A 22,387-nucleotide genomic window follows, 5' to 3' on the forward strand; every position below is an offset into this window, starting at 1 on the left:
ACAACGCGCCGACAGAAACGAAGAGTGCTGCCATGCAGATTGAGAAATACACCGACCGGCTCAAAGCGCTGGTGCAATCCGCGCAATCGCTCGCGCTGCGAAGCGGGCACCAGCAACTCACGCCGGTTCATATGCTGAAAGCGTTGCTGGACGATGAAGACCTGCTCGCCCTCAATCTGATTGGTGCCGCTGCGGGTGCCGGGGCCGGTGCCCAGGTTAAACAAGCGACCGAACAGGAGCTGCAAAAGCTGCCAAAAGTCGAAGGCAGCGGCGCCGGCCAAATTTATCTCGCTCCGGAGACGGCACGGTTGTTCGACCAGGCCGAGCAATTGTCGCAGAAGGCCGGAGATGCCTACATTACCGTAGAATATATGCTGCTGGCTCTGACAATGGCGAGCGGCGCCGTTGGCGATCTTCTCAAGCGCGCGGGTGTCACGCCTCAGGCGCTCAACAAGGCGATCAGCGACATCCGGAAAGGACGGACCGCAGACACGGCATCGGCCGAACAGGGCTATGACGCGCTCAAGAAATACACGCGCGATTTCACCGAGGAGGCACGCCAGAACAAGCTCGATCCCGTGATCGGACGTGATGAAGAGATCCGGCGCACGATTCAGGTGCTATCGCGACGAACCAAGAACAACCCGGTCCTCATCGGCGAGCCAGGAGTCGGAAAAACGGCGATCGTGGAGGGCTTGGCGCAGCGCATCGTCAAGGGCGACGTGCCGGAAGCCTTGAAAAGCCGTCGGCTGCTGGCGCTCGATCTCGGAGCGTTGCTCGCGGGGGCCAAATATCGCGGTGAATTCGAAGAGCGCCTAAAGGCCGTGCTGCAGGAACTTAGCAGCGCGGGCGACGTCATTCTGTTCATCGACGAGCTCCACACCCTGGTCGGCGCCGGCAAGGCGGAAGGGGCGATGGACGCCTCCAACATGCTCAAGCCGGCGCTTGCTCGCGGCGAACTGCATTGCATCGGCGCAACAACGCTCGACGAATATCGCAAGCACATCGAAAAGGACGCAGCACTGGCTCGGCGCTTTCAGCCGGTGTTTGTCGGCGAGCCGTCGGTCGAGGAAACGATTTCGATCTTGCGCGGCCTCAAGGAAAAATACGAGGTTCATCACGGCGTTCGTATTACCGATGGGGCGATTGTAGCCGCCGCGACCTTATCCAATCGCTACATCACAGACCGATTTTTGCCTGACAAGGCCATCGACCTTGTGGATGAGGCGGCCAGTCGTGTCCGCATGGAGGCCGATTCCAAACCGGAGGAAGTCGACGAAATCGACCGCCGCATCATTCAGCTTAAGATCGAACGCGAGGCTTTGAAGAAAGAGACGGACGAGGCATCGAAGGAACGTCTCAAGAAAGTCGATCAGGAAATCGCCGAGCTGGAAAAGAAATCGGCCGATCTCACCTCGATTTGGAAGGCGGAGAAGGAAAAACTCGCTTCGGTCCAAAAGATCAAAGAGCAACTCGACCAGGCGCGCAGCGAGCTGGAGAGCGTGCAGCGGCGCGGCGATCTGACGCGCGCTGGCGAGCTTATGTATTCCATTATCCCGCAGCTCGAGAAGAAGCTCGCCGAAACTCCTGCGCAAGGACGCATGTTCAAGCAGGAGGTGACAGCCGAGGAGATCGCCGAGGTGGTGTCGCGGTGGACCGGTATCCCGGTCGATAAAATGATGGAGGGAGAGAGAGAGAAGCTGCTCCATATGGAAGACAAGCTGCGCGAGCGCGTCGTCGGTCAGGATCAGGCAATTGTCGTGGTCGCGGATGCCGTGCGGCGCGCCCGGGCGGGTCTTCAGGATCCGCACCGGCCGATTGGCTCATTCCTGTTCTTGGGCCCCACCGGCGTCGGCAAGACGGAGCTTTGCAAGGCGCTTGCGCAATTCCTGTTCGATGACGAACAGGCGATGGTTCGCATCGATATGTCCGAATACATGGAAAAGCATTCGGTAGCCCGACTCATCGGCGCGCCTCCAGGCTATGTTGGCTATGAGGAAGGCGGTTCCCTGACCGAAGCCGTCCGTAGGCGCCCCTACCAGGTGATCCTGTTCGACGAGATCGAGAAGGCGCACAGCGATGTTTTCAACATCCTGCTGCAGGTGCTCGACGACGGGCGGCTCACCGACGGACAAGGCCGCACCGTCGATTTCCGCAATACGATCATCGTGCTCACCTCAAATCTGGGGGCCGAATATCTGGCCGCGCTCCCCGAAGGGAAACCGGCCGAGGCCGCGCGCGAGCAGGTCATGGAAGTCGTGCGTCGCTCCTTCCGCCCGGAATTCCTCAACCGGCTCGATGAGATCATCTTGTTCAACCGGCTCGGCCGCAGCGAAATGAAGCGGATTGTCGACATTCAGCTTCGGCACCTGCAGTCGCTGCTGGCGGATCGCAAGATCACGCTTGAAGTGGACGAGACGGCGAAGACATGGCTCGGCAACACCGGTTACGATCCCGTGTATGGAGCGCGGCCGCTGAAGCGCGTTATTCAGCGGCAACTTCAGAATCCGCTAGCGAGCATGCTGCTGTCCGGAAAGGTCAAGGACGGCGACACGGTCAAGGTGACTGTGGTGGACGGCCAGATTGCGATTAATGGGTCGAAATTGGCGCAGGCAGCATAGAGTGTGTGACAATGTCATCTCCACACAGCATAGAGGATGAGGCGGTCGCGACCGAAGCCACCGACGTCGCGACGCTATTGTCCGAGAACGCGTCTCTGAAAGACCGTCTTCTAAGAGCGTTGGCTGATGCTGAAAATGCAAGGCGCCAAGCTGATCGAAAGGCTGAGGATACGCGCAAGTTTGCTGTCGCAGAACTCGCACGCGAGCTATTGCCGGTCATCGATAACCTTCAGCGTGTGCTCGAAGCGAGAAAGACAGCACAATCTTCGGAGAACGATGCGCTATTAGAAGGTGTCGAGACGACCTTGCGACTATTTCTCCAGACGCTGGAGCGATTTGGCGTAAAGAAGATCGTTGCATCCGGGCAACGATTCGACCCATCCCTGCATGAGGCGCTGATGGAAGCCGACGATGCATCGCATCCGCCGGGAATGGTAACACAAGTGCTGGAGGACGGTTATATGATCCATGACCGGCTGCTGAGGCCAGCACGAGTGGTCGTATCAAAAAAGCAGCCACCCATGGACCAAGGGTCCATATTGTAGGATTGATACGGCATGTCGGCGGATCGCGATCACAATCGCTCCAAGGGATGGCCGAAGCTGCCCGGTACCGATATGGCCGTGCCGGAAGGCGTTCCGCCAGTGCTCATATACAGAGCCGAACGCTCGGTGACGCAGTCTGGTCCTGGTCGGCGCCGGTGGGTACTGGAGTTCGAGCGAAGCGCTGCGCCGTTTATCGAGCCGTTGATGGGATGGACTGGAAGCAGTGATCCCTTTACCTCGATTCGTCTTGAGTTCCCGGATTGCCAAAGTGCCGTCGGTTTTGCGGAAAAGAATGGGTGGGATTATCGGGTGATCGATCCTCCAACTCGAAGGCCGCTGACAGGGTCTCCGAGCGACCGGCCTAGCCGTGGAGCCTCAACAGGTTGTCCTCGGACAGACCGAGGCGGCTGATAGGTGTGTTGGCCTTCAGGCTACCATGTGGCCGATGCCAGTTGTAGCGATGGAGCCAATGGAGCAGCTCTGCGGATCGCTGATCCAAGTTGTTGTAAGCGCGAGCGTAGGCCCATTCACGCAGCGCAGTTTGAATGAAGCGCTCGGCTTTTCCGTTGGTCTTCGGGGTATAGGGCCTGGTGAAGATTTGACGAAGGCTGAGCCGTTTGCAGACGGCCCGGAACAGCTTTGATCGATAACAGGAGCGGTTGTCGGTCATCACGCGCTCGATACGGACGCCAAGCTTCGCGTAGTAGGCGACGGCGGCTTCCAGGAAGGCGACCGCACTCTGCTTGCGCTGGTCGGCCATGACCTGGACGAAGGCGACCCGCGAGGCATCGTCGATGCAGACGTGGAAACACTCCCAACCGATGCCGTGATGGCGATTGACCGCGCCAGGATATCGACCGGTGATGCGATGGCTGACGTTGCCCCTCTGACGTAATCCGCGGTGAACTGGAGTCCGGCCTTTTGAGAAGGACCGGACGATGAAGCGCAGCAGGTTCACGGAAGAGCAGATTGTTGGGGTGCTGAAGGAGCACGAGGCTGGAACGCCGACGGCCGATCTGTGCCGCAAGCACGGCATCAGCCAGGCGACCTTCTACAACTGGAAGGCCAAGTTCGGGGGACTCGAGGTGAGCGAGGCGAGGCGCCTCAAGGGGCTGGAGGACGAGAACGCTCGCCTGAAGAAGCTGTTGGCCGATGCCATGCTGGACAACGCGGCGCTGAAGGACATGCTGTCAAAAAATGTATGGTCCGCCCCGTCCGTGCAAGGTTCTTGGCGCGTGACGACGAAGACAGTTGCGTAAATGTATCCGGCCTCTCGCGAGCGAGCTGCTGTTGCAGCCAGGCCATGATGAGATCCGCGCGCATCGTTCTCAAATAATGGTTCGTGCACAGGCACGTTTTTTTGCCAGAGCTTACGGTGCGCCGATCGGCTGTCTCGTCATCCTCCTCGAACCTCGCAATCTACGACCGGAGCTCCTACGAGACCGCGTGTCCGCGCTGCTGGTAGAGAGCTCCTGGTCGATTCATGACTACCCAGGCGATGCGAGCAATCTTTGCTGCAAGCGCCACGACGACTTTGTTGATGTGCATCCTCGACTGAAGTTGGTTGATCCAAAGGCCGAGGCGGTCCTTCGATCGGTCGAGGTGCATGGCGCATGATCGCGCACCGTGGACCAAGAGCCGACGAACGTAACGATTGCCTCGCTTGCTTATGCCGAGAAGCAACGATTTTCCCCCAGTCGAGTGCTGCTGTGGAACCAATCCGAGCCACGCAGCCAAGTCTCTCGCCCTTTTGAACTGCTGGCCATTGCCGGCGGCGGCGAGTAGGGCGGTAGCACCGAGCGGCCCAATGCCGGGGATCGTCATTAATCGCTTCGCCAGTTCGCTGTCGGCAGCCGCTGCTTCGATGTCTCGGCCGATTTCAGCAATTCGCGCCTCTAACCCCTTAAGATCATTGAAGAGCTCCGTGAGCAGGCGCCGCATGGTCGCGCTCAAATCGTTCGAGCTGTCGGCCAGGATTGTCGGCAACGTGATCTTGAACGCGCCTACCCCCTGGCGGATCGGGATGCCAAACTCAAGACAGAACGCGCGCATCTGGCAAATCAGCTTCGTTCGGTGTCCGACCATCTGGTCGCGAATGCGGTGGAGTGCCTGCAGGTCAACCTGGTCGACCCGCTTGACCTCGACAAAACGCATTGTGGGGCGGGTGACCGCCTCAGCGATAGCCTCTGCGTCAATCGTATCGTTCTTGTGCGACTTCACATAGGGCTTAACGAACTGGGCTGGAATGATGCGCACGGTGTGGCCGAGCGCCTGAAGCTTCCTCGCCAGCCACTGCGAGCCGGGGCATGCCTCCATCCCGACGAGGGACGGCTCGGCGCGTTCGAAGAAGGCCATAAGAGTCTCGCGTCGGAACTTTACGCGCTGGACGATATTGCCGGTCGCATCAGTGCCGACCACGTGAAAGAGATTCTTGCCGAGATCGACGCCATAGACAGCAGCCTGGGGTTTGTTGCGAATCATCTCGAGTCCTCCTGTTTCCGGTGCCCCACAGTGGGGCGGGAGGACGGGGCGGACCATCTCATTAATGGTGACGCCCGCCGCCAAGCGAGAGGCGGTCGCGCATCTGCGGACCAGGTTCGCAGTGAGCGAGCGGCGGGCGTGCACGGTGATTGAGGTTGATCGCATGATGGTGCGGTATCGCTCCACCCGGTCGGATGACGTGGCCTTACGCGAGCGGCTGAAGGCCTTGGCCCATGAACGCCGACGGTTCGGCTACCGGCGCCTGCACGTGCTGCTGCGCCGGGAAGGTCATGCGGTCAACCACAAGCGCCTGTTCCGGCTCTACCAGGAGGAGCGGCTGATGGTGCGCCGGCGAGGCGGCCGCAAGCGTGCGGTCGGAACCCGGGCGCCGATGATGCGGCCGGACGGACCGAATGTGCGCTGGTCGCTCGACTTCGTGCACGACCAACTTGGAGACGGCCGGCGCTTCCGCATCCTCGCCGTCGTCGATGACTGCACTCGAGAATGCCTGGCGCTTGTCGCCGATACCTCGATCTCAGGCGTCAGGGTCGCACGCGAGCTCGACCGGCTGATTGCGACGCGAGGCAAGCCCCGGATGATCGTGAGCGACAACGGCACCGAGCTGACTTCGAACGCCATCCTGCGCTGGGCCGATGACAGCCGCGTCGCCTGGCACTACATCGCGCCCGGCAAGCCGATCCAGAACGCTTTTGTAGAAAGCTTCAATGGCCGTCTTCGCGATGAGCTTCTGAACGAGACCCTGTTCCGCTCGCTCGTCCACGCCCGCGCCGCCCTCGAGGGCTGGCGCGGCGACTACAACCTAGCCCGACCTCACTCGCGGCTCGGCTGGCTTGCCCCAGCTGTCTATGCCGCCACCCTGGATCCGCGATGGTCTCCGGCGCTGCGCAACCTGGCCAGCTCCGCGCCGCAGACCCTCGCTCTCGTCACGCAACACGGCCAGGCCAACCGCCGGACTCCACTCGCCGCCGGATGAAACTTGGGGGCAACGTCATGGCCTACGGAACCGATCCGGCCGAGCTTTTAAATATCGAGATGGATTAGTTCGCCCGGTTTCTCGCGTTCATAGCGCCGGATCGCTTCGGCCGGCTCAAGCGCACTGAGCTTGTTCAGCCCCAGCCGACGCAGAACGCGGCTGACAGTAGCAGGTGAAACGCCGGTCTGTGCGGCGATCTGCTTGCCGGTCCAGCGCTGCCGGCGCAGCCGCTCGATCTCCTCGATTACTGCCAGGGGCGTCGGTTTGCGCAATCGATGCGGCCGGGATGACCGGTCCTGCAATCCCGCCAAGCCTTCGCGGCGGTACGGATCAACCCATTTGCGAATGGTCCGCGGGCAGACGCCTGCGGCTTCCGCGACGGCCTCCGGCGTCTGCCCGCTCGCAACCTGTCGTACAATCCGCTCTCGACCGCGCGGCGTCAGCCGGGCATTCCTGTGCACGTTCATCCGGTCCTCCGAATCACTGAAGTCTCAGCAACCTCAGCGTCCTCGGTCAGGACCGGATGAACAACCTACTGAAAGCTCACACCTAGCTAACCGGAAGTAACCGCATAAAGGCGCGTGAGAGCGCTTGCGGCTATTCCGCGGCTTACGAGGCCGTTTGAAGCGAAGCCGCGATGTTAGACTAGTGAACCGCCAGCGGAGGTCTGCACGCCAATGAGCCGCCGCACCTTACTCCGATCTGCCCAGAAAACTGGGATGCCACTAAACAGTCTTCACTTCGATCTTCTTTTCCGGCTTCTGCGCCTCGGGGGTCTTCGGAAGCGTCACGGTGAGTACGCCCTTTTTGAAGCGGGCATCGATTTTGTCGGCGTCAACGCCCTCGGGAATCCGGAAGTGGCGTTCAAACGATCCGAAATGCCGCTCGCGCAGATAGTATCCCTTTTTCTTTTCTTCTTTATCTTCTTGCTTTTCGCCGCGAATGGTCAAAGTGCCGTTAGAAACTTTGACCTCGATATTTTCCTCGTCCAGCCCAGGAAGCTCGGCACTGATTTCGTAGGTATTGTCCTTTTCGACAATATCAACGGCCGGGGTTGCGGCCAAAGTCAGCTCTCGCCGCCAAAATGGGTCTGCATCGAAAGCCGAACGACGAAAGGGAAGGCGCCAGGAGCCCCGATCGAACTCCTCGAAAAGGCGATCAACTTCACGACGCAGGCTTTCGAAGGGCCGCCACGTCTGCGCCAATGCTCCTTTGTCACTTTTTTTCTCTTCGCTTTGAGCTGGTAGTTTTGTTGCCGTTTCAGCCATGACTGTGTCCTCCTACGATGATTCATAACCCTATCGTGCAGGCTCAAACGAATGGACTCTGCACCCACATTCGTGTTGCAATAGGTAAATTCGCCCGCCGTCAATTGCTAACCGTGATGCTGTTTTCGACATCGGTGACCCCAGGAGCGGCCCACGCGGCTCGTTCTGCTTCCTCTCGCTCCGCCCAGGAACGAACAGTACCTCTGAGAACGACCTTGCTTCCGCTTGTATCGATCGTAATGCGTTCTGCATCGACCTGGGCGCTCCTGTGTAGCGCGGCAACAATGCGTCTCTTTACCTCTTTGGGGGCGATGTTGCCCTTCACCGTGATCAGGTTGCTTAGGCCCTTGACGCCGCGCAAACCACGGACTGAGTTCGCCGCAATATTTCGTTGATAATCCCACCTGACTTCACCTTCAAGTGTGACCCATCCAGCCTTTACGACGACCTTGATGTTCTCCCAGGAGCCAGGCAGTTGAGTTTTAATTGCCGCGACGGCATCGCGGGCGATTTCCGGATCAGGTCTTTCCGTGATGCTCGGCAATCGCACCTCGATATCATTGGCTAAGGCGTGGACGCCAGTTACGCGCTTCGCTGCGACTTCGGCTTCCAACTTTTCATTGTAGCTTCGCACAAAGCCCGTGAGCGTCACAACACCATCCTTAACCGCAACGGCGATGTCAGTTGCGTTGATGGCCGGGTCCCACCGCAGTTCTTCCTCGACGTCCCGTTTAATCTCGCGATCGTCGCGCATGGACAGCCCTCTGAATACAGGTTCGCTAAAGCTCTTATCCCAAACGCCTCCTGTCAGACATTGACGCCAATCAATTTCGCGATGGGGCACCGTTTGACAAATCAGCGACGGGCGCTTGCCCCGCGGGGGCGAGAGTTTGATCAAAATCGCTCCCGTCCCGCTGTCTTGGGACGGGAGCGATAAAGAAGCGCACACTACGGTGAGATCGCGATGTTGTTGGTCACGCTGCTGACCCCAGGAGCGGCCCACGCGGAGCGCTCCGCTTCCTGCCGTTCCGCCCAGGATCGCACCGTTCCTCTCAAGGTGACCTTGCTGCCGTCGACGTCAACAACAATCTTGTCAGCGTCGACTTTGGCGCTGCGGACCAGCGCGTCCTCGATCTTGCGTTTGACGTCGCTTGGGCTGACGCGCGGTTTGACATGAATGAGGTTGGAAATCGACTTAACGCCCTTGATCGAGCGTACAGCACGCTCTGCCCATTCCTTTTGATAGAACCATTCCACGTCGCCTTCGAGCGTAAGGTAGCCGTTCTTTACGACGACCTTAATCTCATCAGAAGTCGTCGGCAGATCCCGTTTGAGCGCCTTGACAGCCTCCTCGGCAATCTCCGGATCGGTTCGTTCGCTGGCCAACCGCACCTGAATGTCGTTGGCCACTCCCTTGACGCCGGCCACCCGCTTCGCCGCTTTCTCGGCGTAGTAAGAGTCCATGTATGTCTTCGTGAACCCCGTCAGGGTCACGACGCCATCCTTGACGGCGACCGCAATATGGCTGCTGTCATCTATCGAGGGATCGTACTTGATCTCGTCTTCGACATCGCGCTTGATCGTCGAATCCGTGTGAAAAATGGAAACCATCATCGTGCCTCCATGCTGAGCCGGACACAAGCGTCCCAATGTGTTTTTTGCACGGTCCCGCATGCGGCTGCATTGACGGTTGTCAATGAAGCCATAGCCCTGTGCTTATTAAAAGCATCTACCTCGTAGAATGCTATTTGTCTGAAGAGTAGAACTTTTTTGGGGCTCGTGTCGTACGACCGCAACGAGAGCGTTGCGATCAGGGGGCGCGTTTGCAATCGCATTATGTCGGGACCGAATTCAAGCTCGGTGAGTGCGGCAGATCGAGATTAATATCATGGCAGGGGCACTCCTAGCGGCGCTGCCGGAAGCAGTACGAACCAAGGCACGCAAGAGCCCGCAACCAAAATGGATTTCGCCAATGCTGGCGACCCTCACGCAGGAACGCTTTTCGAGAGAGGGCTGGCTTTTCGAACCGAAGTGGGATGGAGAACGCTGCCTCGTGTTTGGCCACGACGGCGATTTGGCGTTCTTCTCTCGCAATAGGAAGCGGCTAAATGACAGATATCCAGAGCTAGCGCCGGCATTTGAGCGGTGCGAAATCAACTCTTTCATCGCCGATGGCGAAATCGTCGCATTTAGCAACGGCATTACGAGCTTTACAGAGCTTCAGAAACGAATGCAGGTCGAGAATTCGTCGACATCTTTGATACGGCAAGTCCCCGTCTATTTCTACTTGTTCGACCTTCTTTATTTGAACGGTTATGATTTGCGGCGCGTATCCCTTCGTCATCGTAAAGCACTGCTCCACGACGCATTCCCATTCGGGCACCGATTGAGGTTCACCGCGCATCGTGAGAAGGATGGCGAAGCCTATTACCGCGATGCGTGCCGCAACGGCTGGGAAGGGATTATCGCGAAGAATAGCAGCAGCCAATATGTCTCGAAGCGAACGCGGGACTGGCTGAAGTTCAAGTGTGAGCAAGGCCAGGAGTTTGTTGTCGGCGGATATACAGAGCCCCAAGGACATCGGATAGGTTTCGGCGCTTTGCTTCTAGGAGTGTACCGAGATGGACGACTTCATTATGCGGGAAAGGTTGGAACCGGATTCGATAATGCAACGTTGAGAAGTCTTACACAGCGACTTCGAAGTATCGAAACGAATGTCTCGCCGTTTGCCGACTACAATATCCCGCAACGAGGCGTCTACTGGGTCAAACCGAAGCTTGTCGCGCAGATTGCTTTCACAGAATGGACCAAGGATGGCCGGCTACGGCACCCGCGGTTTCTCGGTTTACGTGATGACAAGCGGCCCTCAGAAGTGGTGCGGGAGAGTTGAGTGGGCGCGAGCGAATTGCGATTGCGTGTTGAAGGACACGAGATAGCGGTTACAAATCCGGCTAAGTTGCTGTTTGCGGACGGTCATATCAGCAAGCGGGATCTCATTGACTATTACCGGTGGGTGGGGCCACGGATTCTTCCGTTTCTGCGTGAACGGCCAATTGCCATGGAGCGCTATCCGAATGGTATAGAACAGACTGGGTTTTTTCAGAAATCTGTGCCGTCCTATTTTCCTGACTGGGTCAAAACGATTGCGGTTCAAAAGAAACAAGGAGGCATAGCCCGTCATGTGATTTGCAATGACGTGGCCCTGCTGGTGTATTTGGCAAATCAGGCATGCATCACACCACATGCATGGCTCAGCCGAGTTGACAAGCTCGAATATCCAGACCAAATGGTGTTTGACCTCGATCCTTCGGCCGATACGTTCGACTGGGTTAGGGCAGCGGCATTAGCTCTCAAAGAACTCCTTCAAGAATTGACGCTGTCGGCCTATGTCAAATCCACCGGTTCGCGGGGATTGCATGTCATCGTGCCGCTTAAGCGAACCGAGTCATTCGAGTCAGTGCGCACCTTCGCTCGCGCGGTCGCGACGATTGTTGTGATGCAAGAGCCAAGTCAGCGAACTCTACAGCAGCGCACTGGCTCGCGACATGGGCGCGTGTTCCTCGATATCAATCGCAATGCTTACGCTCAGACCGTGGCGCCGCCTTATGCGGTGAGAGCGCGGCCCAACGCTCCATTGTCGATTCCGCTCTTCTGGGAAGAGGTGCGCTCCAAAACTTTGCGGCCGGATGGCGTAACTCTTCGAGACATACGCAAAAGGCTCGATGGAATGATTGATCCATGGGCTGATTTTCGGCGCCGCGCAAGCGCGCTCGGGAGTGCATGGCGTAAGTTGGAGTTGCTCGGTGTCTCTGTCAGAGTACCGCAAAAAGCGAAACTTCGCTAAAACGCCAGAACCGGCGGGACGTTTGCGCGCCTTGCACCGGGGGCGCACATTTGTCGTACAGAAGCACAGCGCGAGCCATCTGCATTACGAGTTCAGGCTTGAGGTCGGAGGTGTGTTGGCATCGTGGGCGATCCCCAAAGGCCCCTCGATGAACCCCAGACAGAAACGTCTCGCCCTCAGAACTGAAAATCATCCTCTGGAATACGCGACATTTGAAGGCGTGATCCCGGAGGGTGAATATGGTGCCGGCGTAGTGATGGTATGGGATAAAGGTGACTATCGCCCACAACATGACGAGTCGATTGAGGTTCAGTTGGCCAACGGAAAAATTGAATTTGTGCTCGATGGCGTCAAACTCCGGGGCGGATTTGCACTGATACAGATTGCCGCCCGGTCCGGCAGACGTGATCAAGGAGATGCTTGGCTGCTGATTAAGCAAAAAGACGAATTCGCCGCCACTTCGTGGAATATCGAACAGGCGTCTCTTGATCGCTCAGTGATGACCGGACGCACTCTTGAGGAAATTGCGGAAGGTCGTTCGCGCCGACAGCGCGGACCTTAACCTGCAAAATATGTAGGTTGTGGTGGGGGTTGGCTAGCCCCCAAGACGAGCGGAACCGGCGGGGCCCCATCTTGACAGTTGTCAAGACTTGCACTCGGGCCTCATGCCATCATGCAGTTGTCCTCAGTGGGGTGCGTTAACGCATCGATTCGCGAGAACCCTGATGATCAAAGATGTTATCACTTGGCTTGACGGAAGCGTTTCGGATGAGGTTCGCCTGGCCGCGGTCCTCGATATCGTCCGGCAGTTTAAAGGTTACGCAACAGGTTTGTTTTTCAACATATTGCCGCCACCTCCAGCACCGATCGATGGCGACCTCACAGGTGCGGTCGGCATCGCAGCGCTGATGGACCAGGCGCGCGCCTCCGGTGACAAGATGGAAAAGACCATCGTCGACCGATTAAGGCGGTACGACGTAGCCATCGAGCTTCGCAGGTTTGATATTCTGGGATCAGACATTGCAGATGTTGCCGTTCGCGAAGCCAGATGTGCCGACACTTTCGTCTTAATCAGACCCAACGGCTCGCAAGATCCTGACCGCCTCGTCGAGGGCATCCTGTTCGGATCAGGCCGGCATATTTTGTTGGTCCCCGAAGTCGAGCGCCCAAAATCCATTGTTTTCGACCGGGTTCTGGTCGCGTGGAACGCGAGCCGCGAATCGACGCGGGCTGTGGCTGAAGCAATGCCATATTTGCGGATAGCGAAGGACGTGTCGGTCGTGATGGTTGCCGACGAGCACCGCAAAAAGATGGAAGGAACCGAGGGGGACGCGATCAAAAAGCATTTGAAGCACCATGGCGTCGCGGCGGAACTCCATCGAGTCAAATGCCGGAACGGTAATGTAGGCGAAACATTGCTCGCGGAAGCCAAGAAAAAGAGAAGTGACTTGATCGTTCTAGGCGGATACGGCCATACTCGCCTTCGCGAGATGCTTCTCGGCGGCGTGACTTATCATTTGATGCACAATTCGCCGGTGCCGCTTCTCATGGCGCATTAATTAAACCTAATACAAATTGTATTTAGGAGGTTAAGAGGCGGTCGAAGGTTACCCATTCACGTTGGGGAACAGTCGATCTAACGTTCAAGAACATAGGTGCCGGGCGCATCGGCAATTGGGGCAAGGCCGATTGCCATGTTCCCAAGTGGCGGTGGCGCGACCCGCCCGGTCGAGTGACGAGCCAGCCAAGACTGCCACGTAGGCCACCAGCTCCCTTCAAAGCGGGGTGCGGTCGTCATCCATGTTTCCGGATCAGTATCGCGATCGGCTGTATTCTTTGTCGCCATCTGGAAACTGCGGTTCTTGTGGCCAGGTTCACTCACGATACCGGCATTGTGACCGCCTGTCGTAAGCACAAAAGTGACGTCGGTATCGGTCAAATGGTGGAGTTTGAACACGGACCGCCAAGGCGCGACATGATCTTTTTCTGTTCCAACCGCGTAAATTGGAATCCGAATGTCCGTCAGGAAGATCGTCCGACCGCCAACTTTATAGCGGCCGCTGGCAAGATCATTGTCCAGATAAAGGCGCCGGAGATATTCAGAATGCATGCGATAAGGTAGTCGGGTCGCGTCAGCGTTCCATGCCATCAAGTCGTTCATTGGCGGCCTTACGCCCAGCAGATAACTGCGCAGCGCGCGCGACCAGATCAAATCGTTCGACCGAAGCAGCTGGAACGCGCCGGCCATCTGATGCGTGTCAAGATAGCCCTGTTCCCATGTCATGCTCTCCAGGAACGAAACTTCGCTTTCGCTGATGAACAAGCCGAGTTCGCCCGGATCGGTGAAATCGACCAGCGTTGCCAGCAACGTGATGCTTGCAAACCGATCTACTCCATTTCGCGCCATCGCGGCCGCAGCGATCGCCAATAATGTTCCACCAAGGCAATAACCGACCGCGTGCGTTTTGCGATGATCGCAGATTGCGTCGATTGCCCCGAGTGCAGCGATAATGCCAAGTTCGCGATAATCGTCCATGCCAAGATCGCGATCCGATCCGGTTGGATTCTTCCATGAGATCATAAATACCGTATGCCCGCGTTCGACTAAATATCGAACAAGCGAATTATGCGGGGAAAGATCGAGGACATAGTATTTCATGATCCATGCCGGAACGATGAGTACGGGTTCGGCATAGACATCATCGGTAGTCGGCGAATATTGAATGAGCTCGATAAGGCGATTCCGATAGACCACTTTGCCCGGCGTAACAGCGACGTTCACGCCCACTTTGAATTGCTCGGCTCCGACCGGAGGCCTACCACCGACCAAACGCAACCAATCCTCGTGAAAATGCCGCATCCCCCTGACCAGATTCAATCCGCCCTGCTTAATTGTAGCAGTGCTGACCTCCGGATTGAGCCATGGAATATTTGAAGGCGATACCACGTCGAGGAGCTGGCGAGTAACGAATTCGACCACCCGCTCGTGATGTTTGTCGATTCCGTCGACGCCGGTGGTGGCATTGTGCCACCATTGCTGATGCAGCAAGAAGTTCTGATAAATCAATTTGTGCGGCCACTGTTGCCATTCAGCGGCAACGAAACGGTCGTCCTGCGGAAGAGGATCGATACAGGGCGAAGGGTTGGATGCACTGATACATTGCATCCAATACAATCCGATTCGGCCCGCCTTCCGCCATGCCTTCTCGACAAGCTGCGCCTGTTTCCCCGGCGACATCCAAAGATGCCCAAGCCAATCAAAGTATGCCTCTGAAAGCCCAACCGGGCTTATGCCGGCGGTAAGCCGCCCAATACGAGCTCGAAAGACGCGGTCGATGCTGCGCCAGGCAACATCGGATGCTCGATCCATGCCTTGGCCTGCATCCGCATGCCGTGTTTGCACATCCGTCTTGACACGCTCTTTTGTCACTGGGGCGCCACCCTCAAGCGAGGGGTTTTTACTCATGTCGTCCATCGAGAGCGTCCCAACCATCACAAGGTCCTGGTCGTCAAGGGTAGATACTACGGCACGTCACCCGTCGAACCGATCCGAAGTGAGGAAAACATTGACAGATGCCAACAGCCTCGTTCCGATCGCAGTCTCAGTTGTATTCGGATATCCATGCCGCATAACGATTCATGAACGTCTGAAGGAAGTTTTTCGTGGTCTCGTTGCTGATATTGCCGTGCTCATCGATCAGCCCTTGAGAAAAATGAATGTACACCTCCGGCTGTCCCAGTGTCGGGACGTCAAGATAACCAAGCACGCTGCGTAGATGTGCCTGAGCTACTGCGGTGCCGATCGCTCCGATCGATGCACCCGCAATGCCGGCAGGCTTGCCAGCCCATAGATTCTTTCCGTATGGCCGCGATACCCAATCCAGAACGTTCTTGAGCGCGGTCGGAAGCGAGCGATTGTGCTCAGGAGTCACGAACAGAAGGGCTTTTGCTGCAGCGATTTGCGATTTGGTGCGCGATACCGATTCGGGCGGCGATCGATCGAGATCCTGATTGTATACCGGTAGGTCATCTATTCGGACGAAGTCGCAATCGAAGTCGCTCGGTGCGAGCTTCACCAAAGCCTTTGCGAGCTTCAGATTGATTGAATCCTTGCGGACACTTCCAACAATGATTGCAACTGTGCGAGCCATGAAAGCGATCCTCGTCGTAGTTTCAAGTCAATTGCCCCGGCTTACGTCCCCACCGGGTCAATTCCGTTAAAGCCCGTCTACTCCTGCTCAAATAGAACCATACGGCTCGGAGCAAGCATTGAATTGACGACAGTCAATGTTTTCTCGTCAAAGAATCTGTTGTGAGGTCGCGCATTGACCAGTCAATCAAGTGCCGCCTCGATCATCGCCGAGCCACGGGTCAGGATTGATGGAAGACAGTGGAACATCGGCCAAGCTCTTCTTCAGTTCCACCTCGTGAACGTGAACGTGCTCCGCGCCGCACCGGCGCATAATTTCCTGCGCCTTATGTTCTGCTTCTGGGTCGCGAACGCGCACCAATACGACCAGACCGCTCATCCGCAACTCGTCCTCCAAGTCAATACTTTCCCCGGTACTGACAAGGCGATTTTTAATGACCTTGGCCAGCCCAGCCGCGGCAGCACCGCCGGCAAGCGCCGCGGCCGCCGCGGCAGCCAAAGCTCCGCCTGATGCCACGATCGGAAGCGCGGTTCCCAAGGTGCCAATCGTTATCAGGGTTCCGAACACCAAGGCGGTTGCGGAGATTTCATCATCCGGCTTGATCAACTCACGTCGGGGCGCATCGGGATGCTCCGCCGCCACTACCGGCTCGGAATAGTACGCTCCCAGAGCGTGCATGACCGTCATTCGGCTTGCCATAAGGTCGATATCGCCGCGGTCGAATCCGGATCGAGTCAGATCGTCCACGAGCCGATCGAGGGCTTCGCGGTTCCTAACCGTTCCCACCACTTCTCGAACGCGGATGGTATCGAGGACTTCGTTTGCAGAATGATTATCCGTCATGATCTCCCGCTTTGGTTGTAGGCGTGCCCCTACCTAATATTGGCCCCGCAAGAATTCTCGCATCGGCCTACGTCCGCCATGACGATGGTCAATATTGAACCACTACAGCCAAAAGCGTGGGATAGCTGCAACACCAGGCGAGTGTGAATTTGAGCTGAAATCCGGTAACGCTCAATGCAATCGTGAGCGCTGATCCGTGGATTGCAGGACGAGTGCCTTGTATATCAAGGCAAAGCCTTGCATCGCGAGCAGATACTGGTGTGACCGTGTCGCGAAATTATGGGCCATCTGAAGCAGCTCTGGATTGCTGCGTTCGAATTCTGAAATCGCTTCCATCGTAAACGCTTCAGTACCTTGTGCATCGATGTCACGCACCAGCCGGGCGCGGGTTTCCTCGCTGACGGCAGGAAGCGGCGACAGATCGCCCGACATCGGCAATCCTGGAACCAGCAGACGGAAAAACATCGCAAATCCCGACATGACCTTCCGTGAATCTCCGACGTCGGCCGCGCACCGGGTCGCCATATCCAATAGTTCAGGATTGTGCCGTTTGAGGTGCGCGACGACTTCTGCCGTACAGATATCAGGCCCGCGAGTGTCGAACTCTCGGGCGATCAACTCACGAGTTTGTTCGGTGACCCGCGGAAGCATGCTCATGTCGAATCGCGTTCGCCGTCAATCAGTGTTGGCTACCGTAAGCGCTCATTTTGCGCAATGCGCATCGCCGCGTTTTCGACAACGCGAACATTGCCTACGCATCACGGAGCGATGACGAGTAAATCATTCCCAGCCCGACAAAAAATTGACGATCGTCAGGGCTGAACCCTGGTGTTTGACCGTTCAATAGACCCGGTGCTGGGCCCAAGATCGGCAAAGGCCAAGGAGGTGCTGCAATGCGGTCAGATCCCGACATCGAACAAGAGTTGAAGCGCCGCCTTGAGTCAGATCCCGATACGAATGGCGCCGACATTGCCATAGCCGTCAAGGACGGCATCGTCACGCTGACGGGCTTTGCCCGCAGCTTTCGCCAAAGGCGGAAAGCGGAACAGTTGGCCAAAGGCATCGCGGGCGTAATTGGCCTCGCCAATGACGTTCAGGTACGCCTGCCATTGGTGCAGCGTCGGCCCGATCCGGAAATTGCTCGGGACGCACTGGAATCGATCAACCGGCGCTTGCCGTATTCGGGGGACCGGATACGCATCGTGGTTGAGGACGGGCTGATATGCCTGGAAGGTCAAGTGGAGTGGGCCTATCAGAGCGAGGCTGCCGAGGAGCTTGCCGAGGCGGTACGAGGCGCCTGCGGCGTGGTCAATAAGTTGGACGTTTGTTCCTACGTTCCGTCCAGCGAGATCAAGCATAAAGTTGGTCAAGCGCTTTTCGACGCGGCGTCTTTCGACGCCAATAGCCAATCGAGCGAGCCAGATCACAACGAATTTGTTTTGCTGGGTGCGATTCGTTCTTGGGCAGAGAGGGGTACCTCCCGCCCGTCCAAGTAAGCGGCGGTCACCTCGATGCTACTCCGTCGCAGTTCGACACGAACGATGAATGGACGGCAACGAAATCTCATACCGATGACACATAATCCTACCAAAGACGTGTGATTCATAATTCATGCCGTGAAGTAGCCGTCATGAATGGTGCAATATTGGAAGCGCCGTCGTCCGCGCAAATGCAAGCTCGGACTGAGTGGCATGCAATATCCGGCGCCGATGCAATCGATCGATTGCAGAGTCGATCAAGCGGCCTCACCGATCTAGAAGCAAGGCAGCGCCTGGAAAGGCACGGATTTAACCGGCTGCCAACGGCGCAGACACGCAGCGCCATCTCCCGGCTCGTAGCGCAATTCAATAATCGTTTGATCTATGTTCTCCTGATCTCCGCGGCTATAACCGCTTTGCTTGGCCACGGGATTGATGCAGGCGTTATCCTGGGTGTCGTCGTCGTCAATGCCCTCGTTGGCTTCGTTCAAGAGGGACGGGCAGAACGCGCGCTAGGCGCTATCAAAGCGATGATCAGCACTCGCGCCACGGTTTTGCGCGACGGTCATAGACTCATGATCGACGCGGAAAAGCTAGTCCCGGGCGACATCGTCTTGATCGAAGCTGGAGATCGTGTGCCTGCGGATCTGCGGCTCTTGCGGGCGCGGAATCTGAAGATTGACGAATCCGCTCTTACGGGGGAATCGATTGCGGCCGAAAAGGACGAAAATCCTGTCGATGCGCGTGCGGCGTTAGGAGACCGCCAATCCATGGCTTATGCCGGCACTTTTGTCGTTGCTGGCCAAGGGCAGGGCATTGCGGTTGCAACGGGTCTTGATACGGAAATCGGGCACATCAGCTCGATGTTGCGGTCAGTGGAGACGCTGACCACCCCGTTGATTCGCCAGATCAATCACTTCGCTCGCTATCTTACCTTTGCGATCCTTGGCTTCTCATCCCTCGTGTTTGTCCTGGCCGTCTGGCTTCGATCGTACCCATGGACCGATGCGTTCATGATCGTGGTTGGCCTTGCGGTCGCTGCGATTCCGGAGGGCCTCCCGGCGGTGATGACCGTTACCCTTGCGATCGGCGTGCAAAAAATGGCCGCGCGTCATGCCATTGTCCGTCAACTCCCTGCCGTGGAAACGCTCGGGTCGGTTTCCGTCATCTGCTCAGATAAGACCGGGACCCTTACCCAAAATGAAATGACTGTTCGGACCGTCGTCACAAAGGGTGGCGTTACCGAGGTCACTGGAATTGGCTATGATCCACGCGGAGCATTCCGGCAAGGTGCTCGCGAAATCGATAGCGTGGCGGATCTGTCTCTTAGAGAACTGGCGTTGGCGGCGTTGCTTTGCAACAACGCGGTCTTACGACGTACGGATACCGACTGGGCCGTTGACGGCGACCCGATGGAAGGCGCGCTTGTGTCGCTTGCGATCAAGGCAGGATACGACGTCGATACGACATGGCGGCAATTTCCCAGGACGGACGAAATCCCCTTCGATTCTCGACATCGCTATATGGCGACGTTGCACCATGGGCACGACGACGGATTTGTGGCCTATGTAAAGGGCGCACCTGAACAGGTGATTGCAATGTGCTCCAGTCAGCACGCGTCGCATGGAGCAGAGCCAATCGACTTGGCGCACTGGAACCGGATGATTGATGCACTAGGCGCGAATGGACAGCGGGTGCTGGCGCTGGCGAAAAAGCCGATGCCGCGCGGTGCCCATGAGCTCACTTTTCAGGAGGTCGAACGAGATCTGGTCCTCATCGGCTTGGTCGGACTGATTGACCCGCCGCGCGAGGAGGCCATTACCGCTGTTGCCGAGTGCGCAACGGCCGGAATTCGAGTCAAGATGATCACAGGAGACCATGCGGCGACCGCCACCGCTGTTGCGCGCCAACTCGGTCTGGAACGACCGGACGCGGTCATCACTGGGGATCGGCTGAATTCCCTGGACGATGAGGCATTCCGTCGTGCAGCCAAAGAGACGACCGTTTTCGCGCGCACTACACCCGAGCACAAATTGCGTTTGGTGGAGGCGCTTCAGGCGGATGGGGCGATTGTTGCCATGACCGGTGATGGCGTCAACGATGCCCCCGCGCTCAAGCGGGCGGACGTCGGCATTGCAATGGGCCGCAAGGGCACCGAAGCAGCGAAGGAGGCGGCTGAAGTAGTTCTTGCCGATGATAATTTCGCCACCATCGTGTCCGCGATCCGCGAGGGCCGCACCGTTCATGACAACTTGATCAAAGTGATCGGCTGGACGTTGCCGACGAACGCCGGCGAAGCAATGACCATTGTCATGGCGATCCTGATTGGTCTGACGCTGCCGCTCACTCCCGTGCAAATTTTGTGGGTCAACATGGTCACCGCGGTCGGACTCGGATTGACGCTCGCATTCGAACCACCGGAATCAGACGTAATGCAACGACCGCCTCGGGCGCCAGATGCGCCGATCTTATCCGGCATCTTGCTTTGGAGAGTGATTTTTGTGTCGTTGCTATTTGTGGCGGGAGCCTTTGGCATGTTCTTCTGGGCTGAGAAGCGTGGCCTGTCGATCGAACAGGCGCACACCGTGGTCGTCAACACCATTGTCGTTCTGGAGATATTCTATCTGTTCGGAATGCGGTATCGACGCGCGAGCGCTTTCACTTGGCCCGGAGTCTTCGGTACGCCGGCGGTCCTCGCTGGAATCGGGTTTACGTTATTGGCCCAACTGCTGTTTACTTACGCGCCGTTCATGCAGGCGATCTTTGCAACCCGCGCAGTCTCCTTTGCCGACGGGTTGCTCGTTATAGCGACTGGTGTGACCTTTCTGTTTATCCTTGAGCTTGAGAAGTTCCTGTTGCGGAGATTGCATCCGCAGTTCATCCCTGCGGGAACGACGGTGTAGCGCGACACATCGCGCGGCCACAGGCTATCCGCGCGACGGAGCTGTTTGAAATTGAAGCAAAAGCATACGATTGCCCCGGTGAGGTCGCCGCTCTCGCTGCCAATTCACGAGTGCTCCGTCGGATAGTGAGGTACCAGCAAGTCCTCGAGTTGCAGCAACTCGCGCAAGGCGCCGATCGCCTCGACCGCGTCTTCGGCGTTGGCAACCGATGACAGGCGACGATGCACGTCGCGCCATGGTGGCGGCCGGCCGCGCCGAAGTTCCTCTTCGACGAAGGCCTTGGCCTGAGAAAGCGTGGCGAGTCGCCGCGGCTTCGGCGTATCTTTGACCACGATGGCCGGTTCAATTGGCAGTTCAGTCATGGAGGCACGCTCCGCATTGACGCTCTCGATGCCCGAGCAATATTGGCATAAAACTCAATCCAATTATCGGAAAGTCAATGTGTTCGGCGGCGGTCTTCACATTGCGAATGAGCGATCGTGCCATCATTTTTTTGCCCACTTTCGCAAGCACCATGGTGTTCTGGATCGAGATCAATGAGATGAGGACGGCATAAGTCGATAGCCTTGTACAAGTGGCGGCAGTCGCGCTCAAAGGAGCTGCAGTCGTGGGTAGGCGTGCGGCAATTCATGATCGAGCCTTCGATGGTGGCGAGTTCCATTCTGAGCTTGCGAAATGTCGAAAGGCCGTGGCAGTTTCGAAGGGCCAGCCGATTTGCCAACCTAACCGATTGGCGGAGTATTGGTGGCATGTCGAATCCGGCGTGGTCAGGCAGGTCCGCCTGCAAAGCAGCGGGTTGCGATGCATCCACGAATTTTTTCTGCCGCCTGAGTGGTTTGTGTGCGACGGCATAAGCGAAGACATGGTCATTGAAGCTGTCTGCGACGGCACCGTACTCGGGCGTTATGGGCGCTTTGACCTTGAGCGCCTTGCGGTGGAGTCTGTCGCGATTGCGCAAATATTGCGCGATGCGCAGAACCGGCAAACCGCCAGAGCAGAAGGGCATATTTTCAACCTATGGCACCAGCGCTCGGTCGAAAAGGTGCGTGTTTTTTTGGATCAGATGAGAGCGCGCCTGCCGGCGAGATCCGATGGATTCACTCCGCTGCCCATGTCGCGATATGATATGGCCGATTATCTGGGTCTCTCCGTCGAAACGGTCAGTCGGGCGCTAAGCATCCTGCGATCCCGCCGTGTCGTAGAGTTCGATGGCGTTCGAACACTGAAAATTGCGCATGGTTTGGATGATCACTTCCCGT

At 57.4% G+C, this 22,387-nt stretch carries 20 protein-coding genes and 4 pseudogenes; 12 read left to right on the plus strand and 12 right to left on the minus strand.

Annotated features, from left to right (window positions below):
* Positions 1-32: 32 nt before the first annotated feature.
* The 3 genes from clpB (at position 33) to CCR97_RS19725 (ending at position 3,577) form a co-directional block, all read left to right on the plus strand.
* The gene (gene clpB / locus CCR97_RS19715) at positions 33-2,621 is read left to right on the plus strand and encodes an ATP-dependent chaperone ClpB (RefSeq protein WP_111355028.1); all 2,589 of its coding nucleotides are present in this window, start codon (positions 33-35) and stop codon (positions 2,619-2,621) included.
* Between the two features lie 11 nt (positions 2,622-2,632).
* A complete protein-coding gene (locus tag CCR97_RS19720) occupies positions 2,633-3,166 on the plus strand; it encodes a nucleotide exchange factor GrpE (RefSeq protein WP_170145636.1) in 534 nt (177 codons plus the stop codon).
* Between the two features lie 72 nt (positions 3,167-3,238).
* Positions 3,239-3,577 (plus strand): NADH dehydrogenase ubiquinone Fe-S protein 4, encoded by a 339-nt coding sequence (locus tag CCR97_RS19725; RefSeq protein ID WP_111355030.1) that lies wholly within the window; start codon positions 3,239-3,241, stop codon positions 3,575-3,577.
* On the opposite strand, the pseudogene CCR97_RS19730 reads toward CCR97_RS19725, so the two are convergent.
* Positions 3,528-4,073 (minus strand): annotated as a pseudogene (locus CCR97_RS19730) (integrase core domain-containing protein); the annotation flags it as partial. The gene CCR97_RS19725 and the pseudogene CCR97_RS19730 sit on opposite strands and share 50 nt — an antisense overlap.
* Before the next feature lie 31 nt (positions 4,074-4,104).
* Between CCR97_RS19730 and CCR97_RS19735 the strand changes: the two are divergent.
* Positions 4,105-4,368: pseudogene (locus CCR97_RS19735) on the plus strand (transposase); the annotation flags it as partial.
* 232 nt (positions 4,369-4,600) lie between these two features.
* Here CCR97_RS19735 and CCR97_RS19740 read toward each other — a convergent pair.
* The gene (locus CCR97_RS19740) at positions 4,601-5,647 is read right to left on the minus strand and encodes an IS110 family RNA-guided transposase (RefSeq protein WP_111355031.1); all 1,047 of its coding nucleotides are present in this window, start codon (positions 5,645-5,647) and stop codon (positions 4,601-4,603) included.
* Between the two features lie 64 nt (positions 5,648-5,711).
* On the opposite strand from CCR97_RS19740, the pseudogene CCR97_RS19745 reads away from it, so the two are divergent.
* A pseudogene (locus CCR97_RS19745) lies at positions 5,712-6,641 on the plus strand (IS3 family transposase); the annotation flags it as partial.
* A 50-nt stretch (positions 6,642-6,691) separates the two neighbouring features.
* Here CCR97_RS19745 and CCR97_RS19750 read toward each other — a convergent pair.
* The 4 genes and pseudogenes from CCR97_RS19750 to CCR97_RS19765 form a co-directional block, all read right to left on the minus strand.
* Positions 6,692-7,108 (minus strand): annotated as a pseudogene (locus CCR97_RS19750) (helix-turn-helix domain-containing protein); the annotation flags it as partial.
* Positions 7,109-7,366: 258 nt separating this feature from the next.
* On the minus strand, positions 7,367-7,909 hold the full coding sequence (locus CCR97_RS19755) for an Hsp20/alpha crystallin family protein (protein ID WP_111355033.1): 543 nt from the start codon (positions 7,907-7,909) through the stop codon (positions 7,367-7,369).
* Between the two features lie 100 nt (positions 7,910-8,009).
* Positions 8,010-8,663 carry a BON domain-containing protein gene (locus tag CCR97_RS19760; RefSeq protein ID WP_111355034.1) on the minus strand — a complete coding sequence of 218 codons (654 nt, stop codon included), beginning with the start codon at positions 8,661-8,663 and terminating at the stop codon, positions 8,010-8,012.
* A gap of 194 nt (positions 8,664-8,857) precedes the next feature.
* Positions 8,858-9,520 (minus strand): BON domain-containing protein, encoded by a 663-nt coding sequence (locus CCR97_RS19765; RefSeq protein ID WP_111355046.1) that lies wholly within the window; start codon positions 9,518-9,520, stop codon positions 8,858-8,860.
* A 253-nt stretch (positions 9,521-9,773) separates the two neighbouring features.
* On the opposite strand from CCR97_RS19765, the gene ligD (CCR97_RS19770) reads away from it, so the two are divergent.
* The 4 genes from ligD (CCR97_RS19770) to CCR97_RS19785 all read left to right on the plus strand — a co-directional run bounded on the left by ligD (CCR97_RS19770) (position 9,774) and on the right by CCR97_RS19785 (position 13,312).
* Positions 9,774-10,799, plus strand: coding sequence for a non-homologous end-joining DNA ligase (ligD, locus tag CCR97_RS19770; RefSeq protein WP_245428668.1), 1,026 nt, complete (start codon positions 9,774-9,776; stop codon positions 10,797-10,799).
* A complete protein-coding gene (gene ligD / locus CCR97_RS19775) occupies positions 10,800-11,753 on the plus strand; it encodes a non-homologous end-joining DNA ligase (RefSeq protein WP_201159772.1) in 954 nt (317 codons plus the stop codon).
* Positions 11,713-12,315 (plus strand): DNA polymerase ligase N-terminal domain-containing protein, encoded by a 603-nt coding sequence (locus tag CCR97_RS19780; RefSeq protein ID WP_111355035.1) that lies wholly within the window; start codon positions 11,713-11,715, stop codon positions 12,313-12,315. Before ligD (CCR97_RS19775) ends, CCR97_RS19780 begins: the two co-directional genes overlap by 41 nt.
* A gap of 163 nt (positions 12,316-12,478) precedes the next feature.
* A complete protein-coding gene (locus CCR97_RS19785) occupies positions 12,479-13,312 on the plus strand; it encodes a universal stress protein (protein ID WP_170145637.1) in 834 nt (277 codons plus the stop codon).
* Between the two features lie 77 nt (positions 13,313-13,389).
* Here CCR97_RS19785 and CCR97_RS19790 read toward each other — a convergent pair whose 3' ends face one another.
* The 4 genes from CCR97_RS19790 to CCR97_RS19805 form a co-directional block, all read right to left on the minus strand.
* The gene (locus CCR97_RS19790) at positions 13,390-15,228 is read right to left on the minus strand and encodes a PHA/PHB synthase family protein (RefSeq protein ID WP_244670569.1); all 1,839 of its coding nucleotides are present in this window, start codon (positions 15,226-15,228) and stop codon (positions 13,390-13,392) included.
* A 127-nt stretch (positions 15,229-15,355) separates the two neighbouring features.
* Positions 15,356-15,904: an NADPH-dependent FMN reductase gene (locus tag CCR97_RS19795; RefSeq protein WP_111355038.1), complete on the minus strand. Its 549-nt coding sequence runs from the start codon at positions 15,902-15,904 to the stop codon at positions 15,356-15,358.
* A 186-nt stretch (positions 15,905-16,090) separates the two neighbouring features.
* Positions 16,091-16,747 carry a hypothetical protein gene (locus CCR97_RS19800; protein ID WP_111355039.1) on the minus strand — a complete coding sequence of 219 codons (657 nt, stop codon included), beginning with the start codon at positions 16,745-16,747 and terminating at the stop codon, positions 16,091-16,093.
* 171 nt (positions 16,748-16,918) lie between these two features.
* On the minus strand, positions 16,919-17,404 hold the full coding sequence (locus CCR97_RS19805; protein WP_111355040.1) for a hypothetical protein: 486 nt from the start codon (positions 17,402-17,404) through the stop codon (positions 16,919-16,921).
* A gap of 236 nt (positions 17,405-17,640) precedes the next feature.
* On the opposite strand from CCR97_RS19805, the gene CCR97_RS19810 reads away from it, so the two are divergent.
* Positions 17,641-18,243, plus strand: coding sequence for a BON domain-containing protein (locus CCR97_RS19810; protein ID WP_111355041.1), 603 nt, complete (start codon positions 17,641-17,643; stop codon positions 18,241-18,243).
* A 134-nt stretch (positions 18,244-18,377) separates the two neighbouring features.
* Positions 18,378-21,128 carry a cation-transporting P-type ATPase gene (locus tag CCR97_RS19815; RefSeq protein ID WP_244670570.1) on the plus strand — a complete coding sequence of 917 codons (2,751 nt, stop codon included), beginning with the start codon at positions 18,378-18,380 and terminating at the stop codon, positions 21,126-21,128.
* Between the two features lie 104 nt (positions 21,129-21,232).
* Here the strand turns inward: CCR97_RS19815 and CCR97_RS19820 are convergent, their stop codons facing one another.
* The gene (locus tag CCR97_RS19820) at positions 21,233-21,490 is read right to left on the minus strand and encodes a hypothetical protein (RefSeq protein WP_111355043.1); all 258 of its coding nucleotides are present in this window, start codon (positions 21,488-21,490) and stop codon (positions 21,233-21,235) included.
* Between the two features lie 74 nt (positions 21,491-21,564).
* Positions 21,565-21,789, minus strand: coding sequence for a hypothetical protein (locus tag CCR97_RS31395; protein ID WP_207199524.1), 225 nt, complete (start codon positions 21,787-21,789; stop codon positions 21,565-21,567).
* A gap of 27 nt (positions 21,790-21,816) precedes the next feature.
* On the opposite strand from CCR97_RS31395, the gene CCR97_RS19825 reads away from it, so the two are divergent.
* The coding region (locus CCR97_RS19825) for a helix-turn-helix domain-containing protein (RefSeq protein ID WP_338049117.1) at positions 21,817-22,387 on the plus strand (571 nt) is incomplete at its 3' end.

Origin of the sequence: Rhodoplanes elegans, assembly GCF_016653355.1 — a bacterium.
Taxonomy (GTDB): Bacteria; Pseudomonadota; Alphaproteobacteria; order Rhizobiales; family Xanthobacteraceae; genus Rhodoplanes; species Rhodoplanes elegans.